This window comes from Rhodopseudomonas sp. G2_2311 (genome assembly GCF_047501505.1).
Lineage (GTDB): Bacteria > Pseudomonadota > Alphaproteobacteria > Rhizobiales > Xanthobacteraceae > Rhodopseudomonas > Rhodopseudomonas palustris_H.
In genome coordinates this window covers 1-22,407 of the sequence record NZ_JAZDRK010000033.1, presented here as the reverse complement: position 1 = coordinate 22,407, position 22,407 = coordinate 1, and the positions used below count along the sequence as shown (strand labels likewise).

Sequence of the window (22,407 nt, the reverse complement as noted above, 5' to 3'; positions counted from 1 at the left end):
TGGCACGGATCATCGCCGATCCACTCGGCCGAGCTACTCGCCCGCTCCTACAAAAACCTCGCGTCGTCGCGAAGTAACAGGTCGCGGATTTGAACCGGGACGGGGAAGCCGTATCCGGTGTACCCCTCTCGCCAAGTCAGATGTCCCGAACGATGCTCTTGGGACGTATAGAGCTCTGAGCCGACCATCTGCATGGCGTGCAGGAGGGCTTGCGCGCTGTCGACGCCATGAGCCGAGTTCGCGCGCGTTCGATCGGGCCATTTGATCTGCCATGCACATTCCCAGGACGATTTGCCCGCTTTGGGCGGGAATATCTGGACATCAACTCTCTGGCTGTTGTCCTTCGCTTGGACCATCAGCGTGCGGGCCATGAATTCTTCCATGTCAAAACCTCAACTGAGGGATCGGTCGGCCGCTCAAGCACGCACTGTATCGCTCCATCGCCTGAGCCCAACAAAGCGGTGTTTTCACAAGATTACAGATCATCGTGTCCTTCGAATATTGAAGGTCACAATCCGCCTCCAGCCTGCGTTTAGCGGCGCTGAAATCGGTGCTGCCGCCCGCCGCGATTGCCCATCGGCCGTGGTAATCGCGCGGCTGCAGCCAGTAGAAATTCTTCAAAGCAACCTGACGGCGCCTCAGTGTTTCCCTGAGCGTAGCCACTTCAGATTTTAGGAGAACAAGGTCTTCTCCTAACTGTTCTAGCAAACCAGCCATGGACCTTTCCCTCTTCCGACGGGTCAAGGTTACGGATTTTTTTCCTAATGTCAATCCTGGACGTAATGTTGAAATTTACCCCAGCTCCCCCACGAAGGGGTGCCAAACGCCTCCGGACGCCTTAAGTTGCGGCCATGCCGAAAACGACCAAGTCCGCCGCTGCGGCGCCTGCCGCTTCCTCCGCCACGCCCCCTGCCCCGGCCGGCGTCAAGCCGCCCGGCAAGGGCGACCATGTGTTCCTGGTCGACGGCTCGTCGTACATCTTCCGCGCCTATCACGCGCTGCCGCCGCTCAACCGCAAATCCGACGGGTTGCAGGTCAATGCCGTGCTCGGCTTCTGCAACATGCTGTGGAAGCTGCTCCGCGACATGCCGCCGGAGAACCGGCCGACGCATCTCGCCATCATCTTCGACAAATCCGAAGTCACCTTCCGCAACGCGCTATACCCCGAATACAAGGCGCACCGGCCGCCGGCGCCGGAGGACCTGATCCCGCAATTCGGCCTGATCCGCGAGGCGGTGCGGGCGTTCGATCTGCCGTGCCTGGAACAGTCCGGTTTCGAGGCCGACGACCTGATCGCCACTTACGTGCGCGAGGCCTGCGAGGCCGGGGCGACGGCGACGATCGTGTCGTCCGACAAGGACCTGATGCAGCTCGTGACCGACTGCGTGGTGATGTACGACACCATGAAGGACCGCCGCATCGGCGTGCCCGAGGTGATCGAGAAATTCGGCGTGCCGCCCAATAAGGTCGTCGAGGTCCAGGCGCTGGCCGGCGACAGCGTCGACAACGTGCCGGGCGTGCCGGGCATCGGCATCAAGACCGCAGCGCAGCTGATCAATGAATATGGCGACCTCGACACGCTGCTGGCGCGCGCCGCCGAGATCAAGCAGCCGAAGCGGCGCGAGGCGCTGATCGAGAACGCCGAGAAGGCGCGGATCTCGCGCAAGCTGGTGCTGCTCGACGACCATGTAAAGCTCGACGTACCGCTCGCCGAGCTCGCGGTGCACGAGCCGGACGCGCGCAAGCTGGTGGCGTTCCTCAAGGCGATGGAATTCACCACGCTGACGCGGCGCGTTGCGGAGTACGCGCAGATCGATCCGTCGGATGTCGAGGCGGAGACGGCGCTCAAGTCGGCGGTGCCGCCGCTGGCGAGGAGCGGGAGCACGTCGGCGAGCGGAGACCTGTTTGCGGGGCAAGAGCCCTCACCCCAGCCCTCTCCCGCAAGCGGGGGAGGGAGCGCGCCGCAAGCGGGGCAAAGTGGTCCGCTGAATGCGGGCCGCGGCCGCGACGGCAAGCCCGGCGTCGTGCTGTCGCCGGAGGCGCTGGTGGCCGCGCGGGCGGAAGCCGCCCGCAAGATCCCGGTCGACCGCACCGCCTACAAGACGCTGCGCACGCTGGACGAGCTGCACGCTGTCATCGCCCGCATCCACGACACCGGCGTGGTGGCGCTGGAAGCGGTCGCGACCTCGATCGATCCGATGCAGGCGGAGCTGACCGGCGTCGCGCTGGCCCTCGGCCCGAATGATGCCTGCTACATCCCGCTCGGCCACAAGCAGGCCGGCGATGGCGACGGCCTGTTCGCCGCCGGCCTCGCACCCGATCAACTCGGCACCCGCGACGCGCTCGATGCGCTGAAGCCGATCCTCGAATCCGCCGGAATCGCCAAGGTCGGCTTCGCGATCAAGTTTGCCGCAGTGCTGCTGGCGCAGCATGGCCTGACCTTGCGCAACATCGACGATCCGCAACTGATGTCTTACGCGCTCGATGCCGGCCGCGGCAGCCACAAGATTGAAGCGCTGTCGGAAAGCAATCTCGGCCACACCCTGCACACGCAGGAAGAACTCATCGGCACCGGCAAAAACAAGATCAGCTTCGATCAGGTCGCAATCGACCGCGCCACCGCCTATGCGGCCGAGCGCGCCGACGTTGCCCTCCGGCTGGCGCGCGTGCTGAAGCCGCGCCTCGTCGCCGGCAGCATGACGGCGGTGTACGAGACGCTGGAGCGTCCTCTGGTCGGCGTGCTGGCGCGGATGGAGCGGCGCGGCATCTCGATCGACCGCCAGGTGCTGTCGCGGCTGTCGTCCGATTTCGCCCAGACCGCGGCACGGATCGAGGCCGAGATCCGCGAGCTCGCCGGCGAGGACATCAATATCGGCAGCCCGAAGCAGCTCGGCGACATCCTGTTCGGCAAGATGGGCCTGCCGGGCGGCAGCAAGACCAAGACCGGCGCGTGGTCGACCTCGGCGCAGGTGCTGGACGAACTCGCCGAGCAGGGCCACGAATTCCCGAAGAAGATTCTGGAGTGGCGGCAGGTCAGCAAGCTGCGCTCGACCTACACCGACGCGCTGCCGACTTACGTGCATCCGCAGACCCATCGCGTCCACACCACCTACGCGCTCGCCGCCACCACCACCGGCCGGCTATCGTCGAACGAGCCGAACCTGCAGAACATCCCGGTACGCACCGAGGACGGCCGCAAGATCCGACGCGCCTTCGTGGCGACGCCCGGCAACAAGCTGGTGTCGGCCGACTACTCGCAGATCGAGCTGCGTCTGCTCTCCGAAGTCGCCGACGTGCCGGCTTTGCGAAAAGCGTTTCAGGACGGCATCGACATTCACGCGATGACGGCGTCGGAGATGTTCGGCGTCCCAGTCGAAGGCATGCCATCGGAAATCCGCCGCCGGGCGAAAGCGATCAACTTCGGCATCATCTACGGCATCTCGGCGTTCGGCCTCGCCAATCAGCTCGGCATCCCGCGCGAGGAAGCTGGCGCCTACATCAAGCGCTACTTCGAGCGCTTCCCCGGCATCCGCGCCTATATGGACGAGACCCGCGATTTCTGCCGCACGCATGGTTACGTCACCACGCTGTTCGGCCGCAAATGCCACTATCCGGACATCAAGGCCTCGAACCCGTCGATCCGCGCGTTCAACGAGCGTGCCGCGATCAACGCCCGGCTGCAGGGCTCCGCCGCCGACATCATCCGCCGCGCCATGGTGCGGATGGAGGACGCGCTGGCCGAAAAGAAGCTCAGCGCCCAGATGCTGCTGCAGGTCCACGACGAACTGATCTTCGAAGTGCCGGAAGCCGAGGTCGAGGCGACGCTGCCGGTCGTGCGCAGCGTGATGCAGGACGCGCCGTTCCCGGCGGTGATCCTCAACGTCCCGCTGCAGGTGGACGCCCGGGCAGCGGATAATTGGGACGAGGCACATTAGCGGCGCTGATCGCTGTGGATCGCTGATCCGCGGCGGGCACTGCGCACCTCTCCCGCCTGCGGGAGAGGTCGGCCCGGCGTAGCGCAGCGAAGCCGGGACGGGTGAGGGCACTCCGTTCCGCAGATCGCGAACTCACTGCTCGGGACGCCCTCACCCCAACCCTCTCCCGCAAGCGGGAGAGGGGGCGCGCCGTGCCCGTAGCTCGTTGGGAAATACTGATCCGCCGCGGGCGCTGAGCAACCTCGCCGGCTTGCGGGAGAGGTCGACGCGCGAAGCGCGGCAGGTGAGGGCACTCCCCTCCACGATACGCGGACGCACTGCTCGGGGCGCCCTCACCCCAACCCTCTCCCGCGGGCGGGAGAGGGAGCGCGCTGTGCTTGGTGGGGCGGCTGCGATCCAGAATGCAGCGCAGGTGAGGCGTCCGGCGGTTAATACCTCCACCGCGCCGCTGGCATCGGCGCGGTCTCGGGGATAGATTGCGGCGTTTTCCGCAAAGCCGAAGCTAGAGAGTCCGCCCGTGTCCAAATCCGCGTCCCGCGCCCGCCTTGCCGACATCATCCGCACCCGCTCGTTCGGCCGGGGGGAGATCACGCTCGCGTCGGGGCGCAAGAGCGACTTCTACTTCAACCTGAAGCCGACGATGCTCGATCCCGAGGGCGCGGCGCTGCTCGCCGAATTGACCTACGAGGCGCTGCGCGACGAGAAGGTCGACTATGTCGGCGGGCTGGAGATGGGCGCGGTGCCGCTGGCCGGCGCGATCGCGCAGCTGTCATGGCTGAAGAACCATCCGATCGCAGCGTTCTTCGTCCGCAAGAAGCCGAAGGAGCACGGCGCGCGGCTGTCGGTCGAAGGCCTGGCCAAGGGCGAAAGCCTGGCCGGCAAGCGCTGCGTCATCGTCGAGGACGTCACCACCACCGGCGGTTCGGCCATCAAGGCGGTCGAAGCCGTGAAGGAATCCGGCGCCGAGATCGTGCTGGTGCTGACCATGGTCGACCGCGAGGAAGGCGCCACCGAAGCCTTCGCCGAAGCCGGGCTGCCGTTCCGGTCGCTGTACAAGGCCAGCGAGTTCCTCAACACCTAAAGCCGCGGACGCCGCCGGAAACCCGGCGTTTACCATCCCATCCTAAAGTCGCGACCAACAGCGGGCTTGCCGCGGGTGGTTGCGTCGGTGGAGTGGGCGTTTGCGTCAAGTGCTTACCAGTTCACGCCTGCGGCGCCGCGTTCTCGCTCTCGGCGCGATGCTGGCTCTGCCGCTGCTCGCCGCTCCTGAGATCGCCTCGGCCCAGAACCTGCTGGAGTTCCTGTTCGGCGGCGCCGGCCCGCAACGACCGCAGCACGGCGCCCCGGCCCAGGCCAACTTTTTCGCCGACCCGTTCGGCCTCAATCAGCAAAACCAGCCGCCGCAACCGCAGCGCCAGGCCTCCGCCGGCGGCGGTCCGGCATTCTGCGTGCGCAGCTGCGACGGCAAGTACTTCCCGCTGCAGCTCCGAGCCGGCGCCAGCCCGGCGCAGATGTGCCAGGCGTTCTGCCCGGCCGGCAATGCCAAGGTGTATTACGGTAGCCAGATCGACGGCGCCCGCTCGGCCAGCGGCGAGCGCTATGCCGACTCGCCAAATGCGTTCGCCTATCGCAAGGCGCTGAAGGCGGACTGCACCTGCAACGGCCGCGATCCGGCCGGCCTCGCGCAAATCGACCTGTCGCAGGACACCTCGCTGCGCGCCGGCGACATCGTCGCTACCGCCGATGGCCTCGCCGCCTATACGGGCGTGCGTCTCGGCATCGAGCAGACGCCGGACTTCACCCCGGTCGCCGACTATCCGGGGCTGACCCCGAGCCTGCGCGCCCGCCTCGGCGAGATGAAGGTCGCCCCGGTCAACGAGCAGATCGCCGAACAGGCGCCCCCGGCACTCGGCCGCGACGTCTCCCTGCCGGTCGAGACCCCGAAGCCAATCCCCCACGGCCGCCGCGCCGGGATTGACTGAGCCACCCCTCGCGCCCACGCGTCATTCCGGGGCGCTCGCGCCAGCGAGCGGACCCGGAATCTCGAGATTCAGCGCACCGCGGCGGCGCGGCTCGGGGAGGCTTGTCGGCCAAACAACCTCGGGATTCCGGGTTCGCGAGCTGTCGCTCGCGCCCCGGAATGACACCGGTGGCTGGCGCTTCGCTCGCCCCGGAATGACACCTGGGGCTGAAGCGCTACGCAGCCCACGCAATGCTCGGACGCCTACCTGCCGACGATCACTCCGATCACATTCGGGGCGGCGCGGTAGGATTCTTCGAGGTGGGCGCGGGCGGCGGCGCGGTTTTCGGCGGTCAGCAGGCCGCGGGCTTCGGCGAGGATCATCCAGCAATAGCCCCACCAGTCGCTGAGCATGCCGGTGTCGTCGACCAGATCATAGCCGTGCTCGGCCGCGAAGATCCGCGCGGTGCCCTCGTCGAGGGTGTCGAGCCAGCTCAGATCAGCAGGATCGAACATCTCGTCGACGAGATCGTCCGGGCAGTAGCCCCAGATCGACACGCACACTGCGTTGAACTCGCGGTCGAGCTGATCGTCATCGACCCATTGCCGGCGGGCGAGCTGATGCAGCCGCGACAGGGAGCGGGCGAAGTCGGCGATCCGGGTGAGCGCCGTCTGATCGAAGGCGATGGTGGACATCTCGTCCTCGGAAGCTTGCTGAGACCATAGATATAGACGGCGCACCGCGCCGAATCGCGACGATAACTCAAGACCTTGCAGAATGTTCTAAATTTGTTCTTACCGCACGGCGCACGAGGCGGCAACCTTGGCCCCGCCCTCTGGCTGATCAGGCGTGTTCCCGCCTTGAAACCTGCACCACGCCTGCAGAGCAGGCAGCCCGAGTCGCGGGATTTTGCACAAAAGCCGGGCATCCCGCCGCAACGATGCCCTCGTCATGGGTTTCGATCCGGGACTATTGTTTGTATGGTCGTGGTCTCATCCGCTTGGAATGGTCACTTGCCCGTGCAGTCGTTACCAGAAAAAAATTCCTCCCAGTTGGCGCCTCTGGATGAGCTGGCGCTCGCGGAGATCAAGAGCGCGATCCTCGCCAAGCTGACCCTGGCGATCGGCAAGGAAGCCGCACACGCCACCAAGCACGACTGGTACAAGGCCTCCGCCTTGGCGCTGCGCGACCGGATCGTGCACCGCTGGCTGGTGTCCGAGAAAGAGAGCTACGACGCCGGCCGCAAGCGGGTGTATTACCTGTCGCTCGAATTCCTGATCGGCCGGCTGTTCACCGACTCGCTGAACAATATGGGCCTGCTGGCGCAGTTCGACGCCGCGCTCGGCGACCTCGGCGTCGGCCTCAACGACCTGCGCAAATGCGAGCCGGACGCCGCGCTCGGCAATGGCGGCCTCGGCCGGCTCGCCGCCTGCTTCATGGAAAGCATGGCGACGCTGGAGATACCGGCTTACGGCTACGGCATCCGCTACGACTACGGCCTGTTCCGCCAGATCATCAATCATGGCTGGCAGCAGGAATTCCCCGACGAGTGGCTGAGCTTCGGCAACCCGTGGGAATTGCAGCGGCCTGAAGTGGTCTATCAGGTCAAGTTCGGCGGCCATGTCGACCAGGTCACCGACGCCAAGGGCTACACCCGCGCGGTGTGGACGCCGGGCGAGACCGTGCAGGCGATCGCCTATGACACCCCGATCGTCGGCTGGCGCGGCGAGCACGTCAACGCGCTGCGGCTGTGGTCGGCGCGCGCGCCGGACCCGCTGCTGATCGACGTGTTCAACACCGGCGATTATCTCGGCGCCACCGCGCACGAGGCGCGCGCCGAGGCGATCTGCAAATTCCTGTATCCGAACGACGAGAGCCCGGCGGGCCGCGAGCTGCGGCTGCGCCAGGAATACTTCTTCGTCTCCGCCTCACTGCAGGACCTGATCAAGCGGCACCTGGATTCCGACGGCCAGATCCGCAACCTCGCCAAGAAGGCGGCGATCCAGCTCAACGACACCCATCCGAGCCTCGCGGTCGCCGAGCTGATGCGGCTCCTGGTCGACGTCCACGCGCTGCGCTGGGACGACGCCTGGAACATCACGGTCGCGACGCTGAGCTACACCAACCACACGCTGCTTCCCGAGGCGCTGGAAACCTGGCCGCTCGACCTGTTCCAGCGCACGCTGCCGCGCCACCTCGAAATCATCTACCGGATCAACGAGGCGCATCTCGGCCTCGCAGAGGCGCGCAGCCCGGGCGATATCGAATTCCGCGCCTCGGTGTCGCTGATCGACGAGAAGGCCGGCCGCCGGGTGCGGATGGGCCACCTCGCCTTCATCGGCTCGCATCGCGTCAACGGCGTCTCGGCGATGCATTCCGACCTGATGAAGGAGACCGTGTTTCACGATCTCAACTTCCTCTACCCCGGCCGCATCACCAACAAGACCAACGGCATCACCTTCCGGCGCTGGCTGACGCTGGCCAATCCGGGCCTGACCGATCTGGTCCGCTCGGTGGCCGGCGACGAGGTGCTGGACGATCCGACCCGGCTGGAGCGGCTCGAAGCCTTCGCCGGCGACAGCGCGTTCCAGCAGCAGTTCCGCTCCGTCAAGCATCGCAACAAGGTGGCACTGGCGCGGCTGATCGGCGAGCGCAACAACATCCGGATCGATCCGAGCGCGTTGTTCGACGTCCAGATCAAGCGCATCCACGAATACAAGCGGCAGCTGCTCAACGTGCTCGAGACCATCGCGCTGTATCAGGCGATCAAGGACGAGCCGAACCGCGACTGGGTGCCGCGCGTCAAGATCTTCGCCGGCAAGGCCGCGGCGAGCTATCGCTACGCCAAGCTGATCATCAAGCTGATCAACGATGTCGCCGAAGTGGTGAACAACGACGCTTCGATCGGCGGCAAGCTGAAGGTGGTGTTCCTCGCCGACTACAATGTCAGCCTCGCCGAGGTGATCATTCCGGCCGCCGACCTGTCGGAACAGATCTCAACCGCCGGCATGGAAGCCTCCGGCACCGGCAACATGAAGCTGGCGCTGAACGGCGCGCTGACGATCGGCACGCTCGACGGCGCCAATATCGAGATCCGCGATCTGGTCGGCCCGGAGAACATCGCGATCTTCGGCATGGAAGCGCTCGAAGTGGTGGCGCGCCGCGCCCAGGGCCTCGACGCCACCGACGTCATCAACCGTTCGCCGCAGCTCGCCAACGCGATCCGCGCGATCGACTCCGGCGTGTTCTCGCCCGACGACCGCGCCCGGTTCGCCTCGGTGGCGCACGCGCTGCGCCACCTCGACCACTACATGGTCAGCGCCGACTTCGACAGCTACTACGAGGCCCAGCGCGGCATCGACGCGCGCTGGCGCGCCGGCTCCGCCTGGACCCGCGCCGGCATCCTCAACGTCGCCCGGATGGCGTGGTTCTCGTCCGACCGCACCATCCGCGAATACGCCGAAGAGATCTGGAACGTGCCGACCAAGCCCGCGACCCAGCCCTCCCCGGCGCGGCAGGCGGGATAGTCGACGTACTGCGGAGCGCGCGCACTCCGACCCAAGCCCGTCATTCCGGGGCGCTCGCGCCAGCGAGCGAACCCGGAATCCCGAGATTCAGGGCACTGTTGTCCAACACCTGCGAGATTCCGGGTTCGCGCGTTTCACGCGCGCCCCGGAATGACGTGCGTGTGGCACGCCCGCCGCCGCAACCCTGCCCTCATCACATGATGACCGACAGCCATTGCGCCCGGCTGCGCCGCGGTGCAAGCTGGCGCCACAACAAGAGCAACAACACGGGAAGCGCACCATGGACGCCAAGGTCGAGCACACGCCGCATCCATTCGATGCCGCGACGCGCGTGGATTTCGAAGGCGGGCGCTGGCAGGGCGCGACCAGCGACGATTACCACGCCTTCGTCGGCCAGTTCGGCGGCGCCACCGCGGCGACGCTGCTGCGCGCCCTGATGCAGCAGCCGGAGCGCGCCGGCGATCCGCTGGCCTTCACGGTAAACTTCTGCGCGCCGATCAGCGCCGGCAGCTTCGAGCTGACGCCGCGGCTGATCAAGGCGACGCGCTCGACCCAGCATTGGGGCATCGAACTCAGCCAAGGCGACGCCGGCGTCGAAGTATTCGCCACCGCGGTGTTCGCCCAGCGCCGCGAGACCTGGACGCACCGCCCGGCCGAGATGCCGAAGACCGCCACCTACGATGAAGCGCCGGTGTATGAGCGCGGCGCCCTTGCGGCGTCGTGGATCCGTCAGTTCGAGTTTCGCTTCGTCGAGAACGAGCCGAACTTCGGCGACGGCCCGCTGCCGGAGCCGGCGAGCCCGCACACCAAGGCGTGGATCGGCCACGCCGTGCCGCGCACGCTCGATCTGTTGTCGCTGTCGGCGATTGCGGACGCGTTCTTCGCCCGGATCTTCCATGTCCGCGGCGAATTGTTGCCGATCGGCACGGTGTCGATGACGACGTATTTCCACGTCGACGCCGCCGATCTCGCCGCCGAGCCGATCACCGCGGTGCTCGGCGTCGCCGACGCCAACGTGTTTCACAAAAGCTTCTCCGACCAGACCGGCGAATTGTGGTCGCCGAGCGGTCGGCTGCTGGCGACCACGCATCAGATCACCTATTTCAAAGCCTGAGTTGGCGCGGCGCTCCGGCGCGCGTCACGCGCGTATTTGAAGGGGCGTCATGGCGATGTCGCAGACCGAAGCCGCTCACAGCGAGCCCGCGCGGCGCGTCGCGCTGCTCGGCGTACCGATCGAGATCGGCGCCGGCCTGCGCGGCACGCTGATGGGACCGGCGGCGCTGCGCACCGCCGGCATCGGCCGCGTGCTCGATCAGCTCGGCTTTGCGATCGAAGATCACGGCGACATGACGCGGCCTGCATTCGATGGCGGCAACGATCCGGCGCCGGCCAACGCCAATTACTACAGCGAGGTGAAAAGCTGGGTCGGCGCGATTTCGGCGCGCGCCTATGAGCTGGCGAGATCGGGCGCGGTGCCGCTGTTCATGGGCGGCGACCACAGCCTGTCGATGGGCTCGGTCAACGGCGTGGCGCGCTACTGGCAGGAGCAGAACAAGCCGCTGTTCGTGCTGTGGTTCGACGCCCATGCCGACTACAACACCCCGGCCACGACGCTGACCGCCAACATGCACGGCATGTCGGCGGCGTTTCTGTGCGGCGAGCCGGGACTCGATCATCTGCTCGGCGACGAGCCGCGGGTCTCTGTTCCGCCGAGCCGGCTCGACCTGTTCGGCATCCGCTCGATCGATCCGCTCGAGAAAGAGCTGGTGCGCGCCCGCGCGATTCCTGTCGTCGACATGCGGGGAATCGACGAATTCGGCGTCGGCGTGCTGATCCGCCGCGTCATCGACCGCGTCCGTGCCGCCGACGGCGTGCTGCATCTGTCGTTCGACGTTGACGTGCTCGATCCCGCAGTCGCGCCCGGCGTCGGCACCACCGTGCCGGGCGGCGCCACCTACCGCGAGGCGCATCTGGTGATGGAACTGCTGCACGACTCGGGGTTGGTGCGCTCGGTCGACATCGTCGAGCTCAACCCCTTCCTCGACGAACGCGGCCGCACCGCCCGCGTCGCGGTCGAACTCATCGGCAGCCTGTTCGGCATGCAGATCACCGACCGGGTGACCCCGAGCAACGCGGTGCTGCCGGAGGGGTGAGCGCCCTCCCCCGCGCTCGTCATTCCGGGGTGAGCGCCCTCCCCGCGTTCGTCATTCCGGGGCGCTTGCGCTAGCAAGCGAACCCGGAATCTCGCAGTTTTGGAAAAGACGGAGTCGCAGAACTCCTCGGGATTCCGGGTTCGCGCAGCACCGCTGCGCGCCCCGGAATGACGCCGCGTTGGGCCGTCGAACTGGCATCGCTCGGCCATATCGGCTAAACGCGCCGCAGCATTTCTCCCCCCGCGTGAGCCCATGATCCGTCTCGACAACATCTCCAAGCAGAACGGCCACCAGATCCTCTACATCGAAGCCTCCGCGACGCTGCTGCGGGGCGAGAAGATCGGGCTGGTCGGGCCGAACGGCTCCGGCAAGACCACGCTGTTCCGAATGATCACCGGCCAGGAACAGCCGGACGAGGGCCAGGTGTCGGTCGATCGCGGCCTGACCATCGGCTATTTCAGCCAGGACGTCGGCGAGATGAACGGCCGCAGCGCGGTCGCCGAGACCATGGAGGGCGCCGGCCCGGTCAGCGAGGTCGCGGCCGAGCTGAAGGAGCTGGAGCACGCACTGGCCGATCCCGACCGCGCCGACGAGATGGAGCAGATCCTCGAACGCTACGGCGAGGTGCAGCACCGCTTCGAGGAGCTCGACGGCTACGCTCTCGAAGGCCGCGCCCGCGAGGTGCTGGCGGGTCTCTCCTTCTCGCAGGAGATGATGGACGGCGACGTCGGCAATCTGTCGGGCGGCTGGAAGATGCGCGTGGCGCTGGCCCGCATTCTGTTGATGCGGCCAGACGTGATGCTGCTCGACGAACCGTCGAACCATCTCGACATCGAAAGCCTGATCTGGCTCGAGCAGTTCCTCAAGGGGTTCGAGGGCGCGCTCTTGATGACCTCGCACGACCGCGCCTTCATGAACCGCATCGTCAACAAGATCGTCGAGATCGATGCCGGCACGCTGACCAGCTACACCGGCGACTACGAATTCTACGAGGGCCAGCGCGCGCTCGCCGACAAGCAGCAGCAGGCGCAGTTCGAACGGCAGCAGGCGATGCTCGCCAAGGAAGTGGCGTTCATCGAGCGCTTCAAGGCGCGCGCCTCGCACGCTGCCCAGGTGCAGAGCCGGGTCAAGAAGCTGGAGAAGATCGAGAAGGTCGAGCCGCCGCGCCGCCGCCAGATCATCGCGTTCGACTTCCCGCCGGCGCCGCGCTCGGGCGAAGACGTCGCCAGCCTCAGCCACGTCCGCAAGGCCTACGGCAGTCACGTCATCTATGACGATCTCGACTTTGCGATCCGCCGCCGCGAGCGCTGGTGCGTGATGGGGATCAACGGCGCCGGCAAGTCGACGCTGCTCAAGCTGGTCGCCGGCACCACCGCGCCGGACGACGGCAGCGTCACCATCGGCGGCAGCGTCAAGATGGGCTACTTCGCCCAGCACGCGATGGATCTGATCGATGGCGAACTCACCGTGTTCCAGTCGCTGGAAGAGTGGTTTCCGCAAGCCGGTCAGGGCAGCTTGCGCGCGCTCGCCGGCTGCTTCGGGTTCTCCGGCGACGACGTCGAAAAGCGCTGCCGCGTGTTGTCCGGCGGCGAGAAGGCCCGGCTGGTGATGGCCAAGATGCTGTACGACCCGCCGAACTTCCTGGTGCTGGACGAGCCGACCAATCACCTCGACATCGCCACCAAGGAAATGCTGATCAAGGCGCTCGCCGATTTCGAAGGCACCATGCTGTTCGTGTCGCACGACCGCCACTTCCTGGCCGCGCTGTCGAACCGCGTGCTGGAGCTGACCCCCGAAGGCGTCCACAAATACGGCGGCGGCTACACCGAATACGTCGCCCGCACCGGGCACGAAGCGCCGGGGCTGCATTAAGGCGGTCTTCGGCGTTAGTGGCGAGGCGGAAACGCCGCGCAGTCAGTACACGTGACAGATTACTTCCAAGTCGGAGGAGCTCTCAGAGCGTTCTTGCTGGAGCTGCTCGTCAATGAATCGATCGAACTCGTCAGCTGGAATGACACGATCAAAATCAAGGACTTGAGGATTGGCCTCACCCTTGGACACTGCCGACTGTTCAACTGGAAGTTTTGGGGGCATAATTTACTCGCGGTAGAGAGGCGCACCATAACCCCGCAACCGTTCTCTGTGAATCCCCCGAGATCAATTTAATGTTGGAAAGAATCCCGTTCCCTGAGCTGTTCTTCGGACTTGTTGCACCTATCGGCGTCGATCTTGTGGAGACGGTTCAGCCGCTGAAAAGGCTCCTTGAGCAATTTGGCTACAACGTTGAAACAGTGAAGGTCACCGACCTTTTCAGAAACATTGACTATTGCAACGTTGAACTACAGGACAAACCCAGCGAAAGACGGTTTCGAAGTTACATCGAATTCGGCAACCGCCTTAGGGAGATCACGGGGGATGACGCGATTTGCGCGTCATTGGCGATCGACAAGATCGCAAAATCACGAGGCGAAGACCCGACTGATCGTCAAGCTCGGCAACGACAGGCCTACATCATTCATCAATTCAAGAGAAAAGAAGAGATCGAGCTTCTCCGCAGTGTTTACGGGAAACTATTCTTCCAGATATCTGTCTACTCATCGAAGAATGAACGAACCGACGCGTTTGCCCATCGCATTGCACGCGACCACAAAAGCACAGATATCGACAAGTACAAATCAATCGCAGACGAACTAATCAAGCTGGATGAAGATCAAGGCGAAGACTCGCATGGACAAAGGGTCCGAAACGTCTTCCACCTAGCCGACCTAATAATCAACAAAGACATTTCCGAACCCCAGTTAGATCAACTTGATCGATTTGTTAGATTATTGTTTGGCGCAACGAATCTATCGCCAACTCCTATAGAGTACGGAATGTACTCAGCAAAGGGAGCCTCACTGCGCTCGCTGGACCTTTCTCGCCAGGTTGGCGCCGCCATCTTTTCCAATCGACATGAAATTATAGCCCTAGGCTGCAACGAAGTACCAAAGGGTGGCGGAGGCACATATTGGTCGGAAGGCAGCAACACCGACGCTAGAGACTTCAGCTGGGGCAACGATCCAAATGATGAGAAGAAAAGATCCTTAATTCTAGATCTATTTCAGAGACTGAGCAAAAGCGGCCTGATGGAGAAAGATCACGTCGACAAGATCGACGACTTACTTATCCATCCCGCCGTCCGAGACTCTCATCTGATGGACATCATCGAATTCGGAAGAATTCTCCACGCGGAAATGTCTGCGCTCATGGACGCCGCACGATTAGGCCGAGCGGTTCAAAATGCCACCCTCTTCTGTACAACGTTCCCTTGTCACATCTGCGCTAAACACATAGTTGGCTCCGGCATAGAGACGGTGTACTTCCTAGAGCCATACCCAAAAAGTGCCGCCTTCACGCTCCACCCCGACTCCATTGAAGTCGAGGGCTCCACCAGGGCGCACTATGCTAATTTTAGAAAGGTGAAGTTCACTCACTTCCACGGGATTGCGCCTCGCCGATACCGTGATTTCTTCGAAAAATCTGTTCGCAAAGACAAAGCCACAGGAAAGTTTCAGGAATGGGCAGCTCCGAACAACGAGCCGAGGCCAATTCTTGATGTTAAAGTGGCGATCTACTTGCCTCTCGAACGGTACGTCGAGAAAGCTCTCGAGAAACGGCGGGACACAGCGCTTGCAGCGCAGAGGACCGCAGGGATCGTTGAGCTCGCGCTCCAGGACCCTCAAGAACCTCCGCACGCAGAATTCGAGTGACGGCTAACAAACTAGCTGCCTATTGGTGCCACCACCTCAGAACAGCGGCTTGGTCTGCCCCACCTTCAGCGGGCCGAGCATCACGGCGCCTTCGACGAAGCGCAGCGGGAAGGCGCGGGCGGGGCGGCCTTCCAGCGTGGTCTCCTGGCCGAGCGCATCGATGCCGGCCACCGCCGCGACGTTGGCGTTCTTGCGCACCACCTGGCCGAGGCCCGGAATGGCGCGGTCGAGCGCGCCGAGCACATTGTTGACGTCCTTGGCGCGGACGCCGGGCGCCAGCCGGTCGAGCGTCGATTGCGACACGCCCTGCTCCAGCATCTTGTCGATGCCGAGCTTGGGGATCACCTGGTCGAGCCCGGTCGCCACCATCTGCAATTCGCCGTCGACATAGCCCTGCGCGGTCAGCCCGAGCGAGCCGGTCGCGACCGCCACCATGTCGCCCTGCTGAATCCGCGCCTGCTCGAACTGGATACGGCCGCCGGCGGCCTGGATTTCGCGGAAGCGCTGCGGCCACGGCTTGGGGCGGAAGTCCTTCAGGCCGCTGATCAACAGACGCAGATGCGCGTCGAACGGATCGGCGAGCAGCGGATGCAGATCCTGCACCGAGGTGCCGTCGAGGCTGAGATCGACTTCGAGCTGGCGCGGCTCGGCGCCGGTGGCCTCACGCTGCCGGCCGTGCAGCTCGGCGTGGCGGGCGCGCGCCAGCGGCACGCGGGTCTCGCCGCGGAAGCCATCGAGCGCCGGCTCGTCGAACACCAGGGCGACCCGCTCCGGCGTGCCCGGCAGTCCGGCCACGCTGCTGCGCGCGGTTTTCCAGTTCAGCTCCATCGACACCGGCTGGCCGCGATCGGCGAAGCTCGCCGGGCCCTTGAATTCGGCGATCAGCAGGCTGGGCTGATACAGCGACGACACCACCAGGATCTCGCCGAGCTTGGCGGTCACCGGGGTCTGGGTCGCGGCCTGCTGCGCGGTCTGCGAGGTCAGCGCGACGCTGGCGTTCTCGCAGCGAACTTCGAGACGGAACGGAAAGCCAGCCACCGAGCGCTGGCCGCAATCATAGCTGCGGCCGGCCGCCGCCTCGCGCGCGCGCCATTGGTCGACGATGCGGTCGACCTGGCTTGCCGAGAACAGCCAGAATGCGCTCCAGGCGAGCGCCGCCAGCACCACCACGCCGGGGAGCAGCAGCACCGGCCACAACGGGCGGCGGGAGGAAATTGGGAAATCTGCCATCGCGCCTACTTAAGGGGAGAAGCCCGAAAAGGGAATCCGCGACCGGCTGCCGCACGCCATGCCGCGAACGCGGCCGACCCGCGCGGCAAACCGCTCACGCTTCATGGCCCGATGGGGTAAGGACTGAATTTGTCATTTGCACGATAGCCCGCCTGCACGCATGTCCTCCAAAACGCTCACCGAATCCGAACTGTCCGAGGGCGACCTCTGGGTGTTCGGCTATGGCTCGCTGATGTGGAATCCCGGCTTCGACTTCGTCGAGCGGGTACCGGCGCGGCTGATCGGCGAGCACCGGGCGCTGTGCGTGTATTCGTTCGTCCACCGCGGCACGCCGGAACAGCCCGGCCTGGTGCTCGGGCTCGATCGCGGCGGCGCCTGCCGCGGCATCGCGTTCCGCGTCGCCGACGCGCACCGGATGGCGACGGTGGCGTATTTGCGTGAGCGCGAGCAGGTCACCAGCGTGTATCGCGAGGTCAAGCGCTCGGTGTGGCTGGAAGACGACGCCCGGCGCCGGATCAGCGCGCTGACGTATGTGGTCGACCGCGGCCACACGCAATATGCCGGCAGGCTGTCCTACGCCGAACAGCTTCGCCACGTCCGCCAGGGTCACGGCCGCTCCGGCCCGAACCGCGATTACGTGATCGCCACCGTGAAGGCACTGGAAACGCAGGGCTGCCGCGACGTGCCGCTGCACCAGCTCGCCGAAGCGCTGCGCGACGAAGCACCGACGCCCCGCTGACGCGCCAGCAAACGGATCAGCCGACCTGTTCGCTCTCCGGCTTCGGGGCCGGCTCGGCCTGAGGCGGCACCGCGCTTGGGACGCGGCCGAACAGCGCCGCCTGCTCTTGGCGGGCCTCGGCGACCAGGCGGTTGGTGGCGGTTTCGACCACGTCGCTAAGTTGCCTGAGGAACTCGCGGCGGTCGAGCCCGGCCGGGAGCGGATCGAGGAATTCGACCACGATCGTGCCCGGGTAGCGCATGAACTGGCGCCGCGGCCAGAACAGCCCGGCGTTCAGCGCCACCGGCAGGCACGGCACGCCGCAATCGACATAGATCTGGCCGACGCCGCTCTTGTAGTTCGGCGGCGCGTCGACCGGTCGGCGGGTGCCTTCCGGAAAGATGATCAGCTGCCGGCCGCGGCGCACTTCCTCGCGGGCGCGGCGCGCCATCTCCACCAGGGTCTTGACGCCGGCGGCGCGGTTGATCGCGATCATGCCGCCGCGCAGCAGGAGCTGGCCGAACACCGGAAGCCAGGTCAGTTCGCGCTTGAGGATGTACAGCGGCTCGTCGAAGAACTGCAGCAGCGCGAAGGTTTCCCACATCGACTGATGCTTCGGCGCGACGATCAGCGGCCCTTGCGGGATCTTCTCGAGGCCGCGGAATTCGACCTTGGTGCCGCAGATCAGGCGCATCAGCCAGATGCTGTTCTGGCCCCACATCTTGGCGACCTTCACCACCGCGCGGCCGGAAAACAGCGCCGCCACGGTCGCGGCCAATACCCAGCCCACCAGCACGACGTAGAACAGCACGTTGAAGATCAACGAACGCAGGAAGATCACGAACATCGGAACGGTCCGATCAGTTGGCGGCAGCAGTCGCCGGCTTGCGGGCGCCGGTCGGTTCGGCCTGATCGGCCGGTTCGGGCATCACTTCGATGCCGAGCTTGGACAGGCGCACCCGCAGCTCGACCGCGAGATATTTGGCGTATTCCGATAGCAAGAGCCGTAGCGTTCCGCCACTGGTCCACCACGGCTCGTCGCGCCACTTGTCGCCGATCACCGCGAACGGAATCAATTCGACGTCCGGCATGGCGTGGGACATTTCGGCGATCGCCCGCGGCATGTGGTAATTCGACGTCACCACGATCAGCGAGCGGAAGCCGCGTTCCTGCACCCAGCGCCGGGTTTCGGAGGCATTGCTGCGGGTGTCGACCGCCGAGCGGTCGAGATCGACGCAGCAAGTGAACCAGTCGCGGCTCTCCGGCACCGAACGCGAGATGTCGCGGGCGCCGTTGGTGCGGTGGACGCCGGAGATCAACAGCCGCTTGCCGTAGCCGGCCGCCAGCAATTCGACCGCGTCCGACACCCGCGATGAGCCGCCGGTCAACACCACAATGCCGTCGGCATTGCGCCGCGGCTGCTGCTCGGCGCCATGCAGCTGCGCCAGAAACGCCACGAACCCGCCGGCACCAATCACGAAGCCGAGCGCCAGCACCGCCACGATGGTGGCGCGCAGCCGCCCGCCGCGTCCGGCCGGACGGCCGGGCGACGAAGACAGCTCACTGCGATCGGACGACGACGACATGGGACGTGCGATAGACCTCGTTTCACGAGCCTTGTGCAGCCGCTGGCGGCGGTTGCGGAAGCTGCCTGGACTCTAATGCGATTTCGGGCGAAAGGGAGTCCGCCGGATGGTCGAACGGCCGGAGCGGTGCGGCGGTAACGCGCGGATCAATCGCCGGCTCATTCGATCGAGTTCAGCGTGCTGAACAGCGTACGGCGCGAGGCCAAGGCGGTGATGCCGGCGATCAGCACCGCCATGCCGGCCAGCGCCAGATAGCCGGTGGGGCGCAGCGAGAAGGTGCCGAGCAGCGCGGCGAACTGGTCGCCGACCGGCGTGCCGGAAAACCACGTCGCCACCGATTCCGAAAAGCCGAACACGAAAATCGCCGCGCCGCCGCCGATCAGCCCGCCCTGCAGGCCGAGCAGCAGGAAGTGACGGAAGAAGCGGTTGGCGATGTAGCTGTCGCTGGCGCCGACGAAATGCAGCACCTCGACGATCGGCCGATTGGCCGCCATCGCGCCGCGGGTGGCAAACGACACCGAGATGATGGTGGCGACGATGACAAGGCCGAGCACGCCGATGCCGGCGAACACCGTGGCGCCGGTCATCGACCGCATCCGCTCGATCCAGGCACGATGGTCGTCGACCGTCGCGCTGGGCGCGGCCTCGGTGACGCGGCGACGCAATTCGGCCAGATCGAGCCCGCTGCCCGGAGCGGCGCGCGCCACGATCACCCGCGGCACCGGCAGCTCGTCGAGCGACAGTCCGGTGCCGAGCCACGGCTCCAGCAGCTTGGCGGACTCGTCCTTGGTGAAGATCCGCACCTCGACCACGCCGGGCTGGCTGCGCACCACCTCGGCGACGCGGTCGGCATCGCGGTCGAGATCGCGGCCGCGCAGCGAGCGCACCTGCACGGTCAGCTCGCTCGACACTTCGGACTGCCACTCCGCCGCCGAAGCGCTGATCAGCATCACCACGCCGGTGGTCATCGAGGCCAGGAACGTCATGATCGCCACCACGGCGACCAACGCACGGCCGGAGATCGAGGCGCGCGGCACGATCGGCGACGCATTGCGCGCCTTCGGCGGCACCTGCGGGCGTTCGTGCCCGAGGTCCACCATGACGTCGCGTTCGTCGGCTCTGCGCAACGGCCCCTGCCTATTCATAAACGTGCAGCCGGCCCTGGTGCAGCACCAGGCGGCGCGCTTCGTACTGGTCCATCAGATTGATGTCGTGGGTCGCGATCACCACCGCGGTCCCGGTCTTGTTCAATTCCACGAATAGCCGCAGCAGCCGGCGCCCCAGCGTCGGGTCGACATTGCCGGTCGGCTCGTCGGCGAGCAGCAGATGCGGCCGGCCGATCACCGCGCGGGCGATCGCGGCCCGCTGCTTTTCGCCGCCCGACAGCACCGGCGGCAGCGCGTCCATCCGGTCGCCGAGCCCGACCCACTTCAACAGGTCGATGACCTCTTTGCGATAGCTCGACTCGTCGCGCCCGGTGACCCGGAACGGCAGCGCCACGTTCTCATAGGTGGTCATGTGGTCGAGCAGGCGGAAGTCCTGCAGCACGATGCCGATGCGCTGGCGCAGCGCCGCGACCTCGTCCTTGCCGAGCAGCGACACGTCGTTGCCGAACAGATTGACCAAGCCGCGGGTCGGCCGCAGCGACAGGAACAGCAGCCTGAGCAGCGAGGTCTTGCCCGCGCCGGACGGTCCGGTCAGGAACTGAAACGAGTGCGCCGGAATTGCAAAATTGAGGTCGCGGAGGATCTCCGGACCAAGCCCATAGCGCAGGCCGACATTTTCGAAGCGGACCACGTTCAGCTCCGATTTCGATCGGCGCGGGGAGAAAGGGCACGCCACGCCATCTGCCCGTGCCGCCGTTGTGAGGCGGTTATGGTTTCCGATTCGTTAACGGACGGCCGGTACGATCGGACGAACCTTATAGCCAGCGATTCGCCATGCATATCGTCTGCCCGCATTGTACGACATCCTATGCGATCGATCCGGCCAAACTGGGAGATGCCGGCCGGACGGTGCGTTGTTCCCGGTGCAAGGAAGTCTGGCTGGCGCGGCCCGAAGACGTGCAGAGCGACGTCCGTGTCGCCGCCATGACGGTCGAAGAACAGCAGCCGGCCACCGACGACCTCGCCAATGATCCCGGATGGGGCGTGACCGAGGACGAGCAGGACACCCCTGTCGTCGAGAGCCCGCCGATTACCGCCGACCTGCCGGGGCAAGGCGACCAGGATCCGTTCACGCGCGCGCTGGCCCACGAACCTGCGCCGGGCGACGAAGAGGAGCCGCTGCCGCCACGGCGCAAGCGCAAACCGTCGTTCGGAAGCAAGCGCAAGCCGCGCAGCATGAAGGAGCGGCTGGCGGAATTCCGCAAGGAGCCGCTGAAAGCCGCCAAGGGACTCTTCACCGCGCCGCTGGCGATCGCGGTGTTCGGTTCGGTGGCGCTCGGTCTGTTGATCTGGCGCGCCGACATCGTCCGGCTGATGCCGCAGACGGCGGCGTTCTATCGGCTGATCGGCTTCGAGGTGAACCTGCGCGGGCTGGCGATCAAGGACGTGCGGATCAGCCGCGAGACCGTGGAATCCAAACCCGTGCTGGTGATCCAGGGCGTGATCATCGGCCAAGCCAAGAAGACCGTCGACGTGCCGCGGCTGCGGTTCTCGGTGCGTGACGCCAAGGGCACCGAGATCTACGCCTGGAACGCGGTTCTCGAACAACAGGCGCTGCGGCCGGGCGAGATCGCCTGGTTCAGAACGCGCCTCGCCTCGCCGCCGGCGGAGGCGCGCGCGATCGACGTGCGCTTCTTCAACCGGCGCGACATTGCGGCCGGTGGGGCTTGAAATCATGATCAGTGTGGTTGCGCACGGCCCGGCGCCGGCCGCGACGAGGGAATGACACGATGGCGCGCATCCTGATCGCCGACGACGAAGAATCGATGCGCCTGCTGGTCGCCCGCGCGATCGGCATGGACGGCCACGAGACCGTCACGGCCGAAGACGGCAGCGAAGCGCTGGAAATTCTCACCAGCCAGAACGGCAAGTTCGACCTGCTGCTGACCGATATCAAGATGCCGATCATGGACGGCATTGCGCTGGCGCTCGCCGCGGCGCGCGACTTCCCCGAGCTGACGATCCTGCTGATGACCGGCTTCGCAGATCAGCGCGAACGCGCCTTCGGCCTCGACGCCATCGTGCACGACGTCGTCACCAAGCCGTTCTCGGTCGCCGACATCCGCACCGCAGTGGCGGATGCGCTGACGGCGAAGAAGAGAAACTAATCACCAACGCCATCCCCGCTTCGCAGCGCGCCCCCTCTCCCGCTTGCGGGAGAGGGCTGGGGTGAGGGCGACGCGCACAATGACTTAGCGACTCGCGGAGAGGAGTGCCCTCACCCGCCGCGCTTCGCGCGTCGACCTCTCCCGCAGGCGAGACCTCTGCGAAACTCGTTGATTTGGCGAGTTGGCAGCTGGAGGGGTGATGGCGTGATGCGATTTGGCTGCGAGCGGCGGTTTCGGCCGCCGTGGCCGGAGATTGGTCAGCGGATGGCGGCTG

Annotated in this window: 19 protein-coding genes; 11 read left to right on the top strand and 8 right to left on the bottom strand. The window is 65.7% G+C overall.

Going from position 1 to position 22,407, the window contains the following annotated elements; all coding sequences use genetic code 11:
* Positions 1–47: 47 nt before the first annotated feature.
* On the bottom strand, positions 48–371 hold the full coding sequence (locus tag VRZ08_RS24100; protein WP_414534147.1) for a DUF6968 family protein: 324 nt from the start codon (positions 369–371) through the stop codon (positions 48–50).
* A 13-nt stretch (positions 372–384) separates the two neighbouring features.
* On the bottom strand, positions 385–717 hold the full coding sequence (locus VRZ08_RS24095) for a hypothetical protein (protein ID WP_150105243.1): 333 nt from the start codon (positions 715–717) through the stop codon (positions 385–387).
* A gap of 134 nt (positions 718–851) precedes the next feature.
* Here VRZ08_RS24095 and polA point away from each other — a divergent pair, with 134 nt between their 5' ends.
* The 3 genes from polA (at position 852) to VRZ08_RS24080 (ending at position 5,917) form a co-directional block, all read left to right on the top strand.
* On the top strand, positions 852–3,935 hold the full coding sequence (polA, locus tag VRZ08_RS24090; protein ID WP_414534146.1) for a DNA polymerase I: 3,084 nt from the start codon (positions 852–854) through the stop codon (positions 3,933–3,935).
* Between the two features lie 517 nt (positions 3,936–4,452).
* The gene (gene pyrE / locus VRZ08_RS24085) at positions 4,453–5,016 is read left to right on the top strand and encodes an orotate phosphoribosyltransferase (protein ID WP_013504533.1); all 564 of its coding nucleotides are present in this window, start codon (positions 4,453–4,455) and stop codon (positions 5,014–5,016) included.
* Between the two features lie 157 nt (positions 5,017–5,173).
* Positions 5,174–5,917, top strand: coding sequence for a DUF2865 domain-containing protein (locus tag VRZ08_RS24080; RefSeq protein WP_414534154.1), 744 nt, complete (start codon positions 5,174–5,176; stop codon positions 5,915–5,917).
* A 242-nt stretch (positions 5,918–6,159) separates the two neighbouring features.
* Here VRZ08_RS24080 and VRZ08_RS24075 read toward each other — a convergent pair whose 3' ends face one another.
* Entirely contained in the window at positions 6,160–6,591 is a 432-nt protein-coding gene (locus tag VRZ08_RS24075) for a hypothetical protein (RefSeq protein ID WP_107357183.1), read from the bottom strand.
* A gap of 285 nt (positions 6,592–6,876) precedes the next feature.
* On the opposite strand from VRZ08_RS24075, the gene VRZ08_RS24070 reads away from it, so the two are divergent.
* The 5 genes from VRZ08_RS24070 (at position 6,877) to VRZ08_RS24050 (ending at position 15,325) form a co-directional block, all read left to right on the top strand.
* Positions 6,877–9,423 carry a glycogen/starch/alpha-glucan phosphorylase gene (locus VRZ08_RS24070; RefSeq protein ID WP_414534145.1) on the top strand — a complete coding sequence of 849 codons (2,547 nt, stop codon included), beginning with the start codon at positions 6,877–6,879 and terminating at the stop codon, positions 9,421–9,423.
* 280 nt (positions 9,424–9,703) lie between these two features.
* Positions 9,704–10,537, top strand: coding sequence for an acyl-CoA thioesterase (locus tag VRZ08_RS24065; RefSeq protein ID WP_414534144.1), 834 nt, complete (start codon positions 9,704–9,706; stop codon positions 10,535–10,537).
* A gap of 55 nt (positions 10,538–10,592) precedes the next feature.
* A complete protein-coding gene (gene rocF, locus VRZ08_RS24060) occupies positions 10,593–11,576 on the top strand; it encodes an arginase (protein ID WP_414534153.1) in 984 nt (327 codons plus the stop codon).
* Between the two features lie 252 nt (positions 11,577–11,828).
* Positions 11,829–13,448 carry an ABC-F family ATP-binding cassette domain-containing protein gene (locus VRZ08_RS24055; protein ID WP_414534143.1) on the top strand — a complete coding sequence of 540 codons (1,620 nt, stop codon included), beginning with the start codon at positions 11,829–11,831 and terminating at the stop codon, positions 13,446–13,448.
* A 293-nt stretch (positions 13,449–13,741) separates the two neighbouring features.
* Positions 13,742–15,325, top strand: coding sequence for an anti-phage dCTP deaminase (locus tag VRZ08_RS24050; protein ID WP_414534142.1), 1,584 nt, complete (start codon positions 13,742–13,744; stop codon positions 15,323–15,325).
* A gap of 36 nt (positions 15,326–15,361) precedes the next feature.
* Here VRZ08_RS24050 and VRZ08_RS24045 read toward each other — a convergent pair whose 3' ends face one another.
* On the bottom strand, positions 15,362–16,555 hold the full coding sequence (locus tag VRZ08_RS24045; protein WP_414534141.1) for a DUF2125 domain-containing protein: 1,194 nt from the start codon (positions 16,553–16,555) through the stop codon (positions 15,362–15,364).
* 160 nt (positions 16,556–16,715) lie between these two features.
* On the opposite strand from VRZ08_RS24045, the gene VRZ08_RS24040 reads away from it, so the two are divergent.
* Positions 16,716–17,294 (top strand): gamma-glutamylcyclotransferase, encoded by a 579-nt coding sequence (locus tag VRZ08_RS24040; RefSeq protein ID WP_414534140.1) that lies wholly within the window; start codon positions 16,716–16,718, stop codon positions 17,292–17,294.
* A gap of 16 nt (positions 17,295–17,310) precedes the next feature.
* Here the strand turns inward: VRZ08_RS24040 and VRZ08_RS24035 are convergent, their stop codons facing one another.
* The 4 genes from VRZ08_RS24035 to ftsE form a co-directional block, all read right to left on the bottom strand.
* Positions 17,311–18,120 (bottom strand): lysophospholipid acyltransferase family protein, encoded by an 810-nt coding sequence (locus VRZ08_RS24035; RefSeq protein ID WP_414534139.1) that lies wholly within the window; start codon positions 18,118–18,120, stop codon positions 17,311–17,313.
* A gap of 13 nt (positions 18,121–18,133) precedes the next feature.
* Entirely contained in the window at positions 18,134–18,859 is a 726-nt protein-coding gene (locus VRZ08_RS24030) for a YdcF family protein (RefSeq protein ID WP_264053671.1), read from the bottom strand.
* Between the two features lie 158 nt (positions 18,860–19,017).
* Positions 19,018–20,004: a cell division protein FtsX gene (locus VRZ08_RS24025; protein WP_408017305.1), complete on the bottom strand. Its 987-nt coding sequence runs from the start codon at positions 20,002–20,004 to the stop codon at positions 19,018–19,020.
* A complete protein-coding gene (gene ftsE, locus VRZ08_RS24020) occupies positions 19,997–20,656 on the bottom strand; it encodes a cell division ATP-binding protein FtsE (protein ID WP_011160268.1) in 660 nt (219 codons plus the stop codon). Before ftsE ends, VRZ08_RS24025 begins: the two co-directional genes overlap by 8 nt.
* Positions 20,657–20,799: 143 nt before the next feature.
* Between ftsE and VRZ08_RS24015 the strand changes: the two genes are divergently transcribed.
* Together VRZ08_RS24015 and VRZ08_RS24010 are read left to right on the top strand one after the other, a co-directional pair.
* The gene (locus VRZ08_RS24015) at positions 20,800–21,696 is read left to right on the top strand and encodes an MJ0042-type zinc finger domain-containing protein (RefSeq protein ID WP_414534138.1); all 897 of its coding nucleotides are present in this window, start codon (positions 20,800–20,802) and stop codon (positions 21,694–21,696) included.
* Between the two features lie 59 nt (positions 21,697–21,755).
* On the top strand, positions 21,756–22,133 hold the full coding sequence (locus VRZ08_RS24010) for a response regulator (protein WP_346295893.1): 378 nt from the start codon (positions 21,756–21,758) through the stop codon (positions 22,131–22,133).
* The last annotated feature ends 274 nt before the right edge of the window (positions 22,134–22,407 follow it).

Excerpts from the sequence above, each read along its gene's own strand:
- VRZ08_RS24100 (WP_414534147.1), bottom strand. The coding sequence starts at position 371 with ATGGCCCGCACGCTGATGGTCCAAGCGAAGGACAACAGCCAGAGAGTT.
- VRZ08_RS24030 (WP_264053671.1), bottom strand. The coding sequence starts at position 18,859 with ATGTCGTCGTCGTCCGATCGCAGTGAGCTGTCTTCGTCGCCCGGCCGT.
- VRZ08_RS24050 (WP_414534142.1), top strand. The coding sequence starts at position 13,742 with ATGTTGGAAAGAATCCCGTTCCCTGAGCTGTTCTTCGGACTTGTTGCA.
- polA (WP_414534146.1), top strand. The coding sequence starts at position 852 with ATGCCGAAAACGACCAAGTCCGCCGCTGCGGCGCCTGCCGCTTCCTCC.
- VRZ08_RS24010 (WP_346295893.1), top strand. The coding sequence starts at position 21,756 with ATGGCGCGCATCCTGATCGCCGACGACGAAGAATCGATGCGCCTGCTG.
- VRZ08_RS24035 (WP_414534139.1), bottom strand. The coding sequence starts at position 18,120 with ATGTTCGTGATCTTCCTGCGTTCGTTGATCTTCAACGTGCTGTTCTAC.
- VRZ08_RS24075 (WP_107357183.1), bottom strand. The coding sequence starts at position 6,591 with ATGTCCACCATCGCCTTCGATCAGACGGCGCTCACCCGGATCGCCGAC.
- VRZ08_RS24015 (WP_414534138.1), top strand. The coding sequence starts at position 20,800 with ATGCATATCGTCTGCCCGCATTGTACGACATCCTATGCGATCGATCCG.
- VRZ08_RS24040 (WP_414534140.1), top strand. The coding sequence starts at position 16,716 with ATGTCCTCCAAAACGCTCACCGAATCCGAACTGTCCGAGGGCGACCTC.
- VRZ08_RS24080 (WP_414534154.1), top strand. The coding sequence starts at position 5,174 with ATGCTGGCTCTGCCGCTGCTCGCCGCTCCTGAGATCGCCTCGGCCCAG.
- VRZ08_RS24025 (WP_408017305.1), bottom strand. The coding sequence starts at position 20,004 with ATGAATAGGCAGGGGCCGTTGCGCAGAGCCGACGAACGCGACGTCATG.
- VRZ08_RS24070 (WP_414534145.1), top strand. The coding sequence starts at position 6,877 with ATGGTCGTGGTCTCATCCGCTTGGAATGGTCACTTGCCCGTGCAGTCG.
- VRZ08_RS24045 (WP_414534141.1), bottom strand. The coding sequence starts at position 16,555 with ATGGCAGATTTCCCAATTTCCTCCCGCCGCCCGTTGTGGCCGGTGCTG.
- VRZ08_RS24065 (WP_414534144.1), top strand. The coding sequence starts at position 9,704 with ATGGACGCCAAGGTCGAGCACACGCCGCATCCATTCGATGCCGCGACG.
- VRZ08_RS24055 (WP_414534143.1), top strand. The coding sequence starts at position 11,829 with ATGATCCGTCTCGACAACATCTCCAAGCAGAACGGCCACCAGATCCTC.
- rocF (WP_414534153.1), top strand. The coding sequence starts at position 10,593 with ATGTCGCAGACCGAAGCCGCTCACAGCGAGCCCGCGCGGCGCGTCGCG.
- VRZ08_RS24095 (WP_150105243.1), bottom strand. The coding sequence starts at position 717 with ATGGCTGGTTTGCTAGAACAGTTAGGAGAAGACCTTGTTCTCCTAAAA.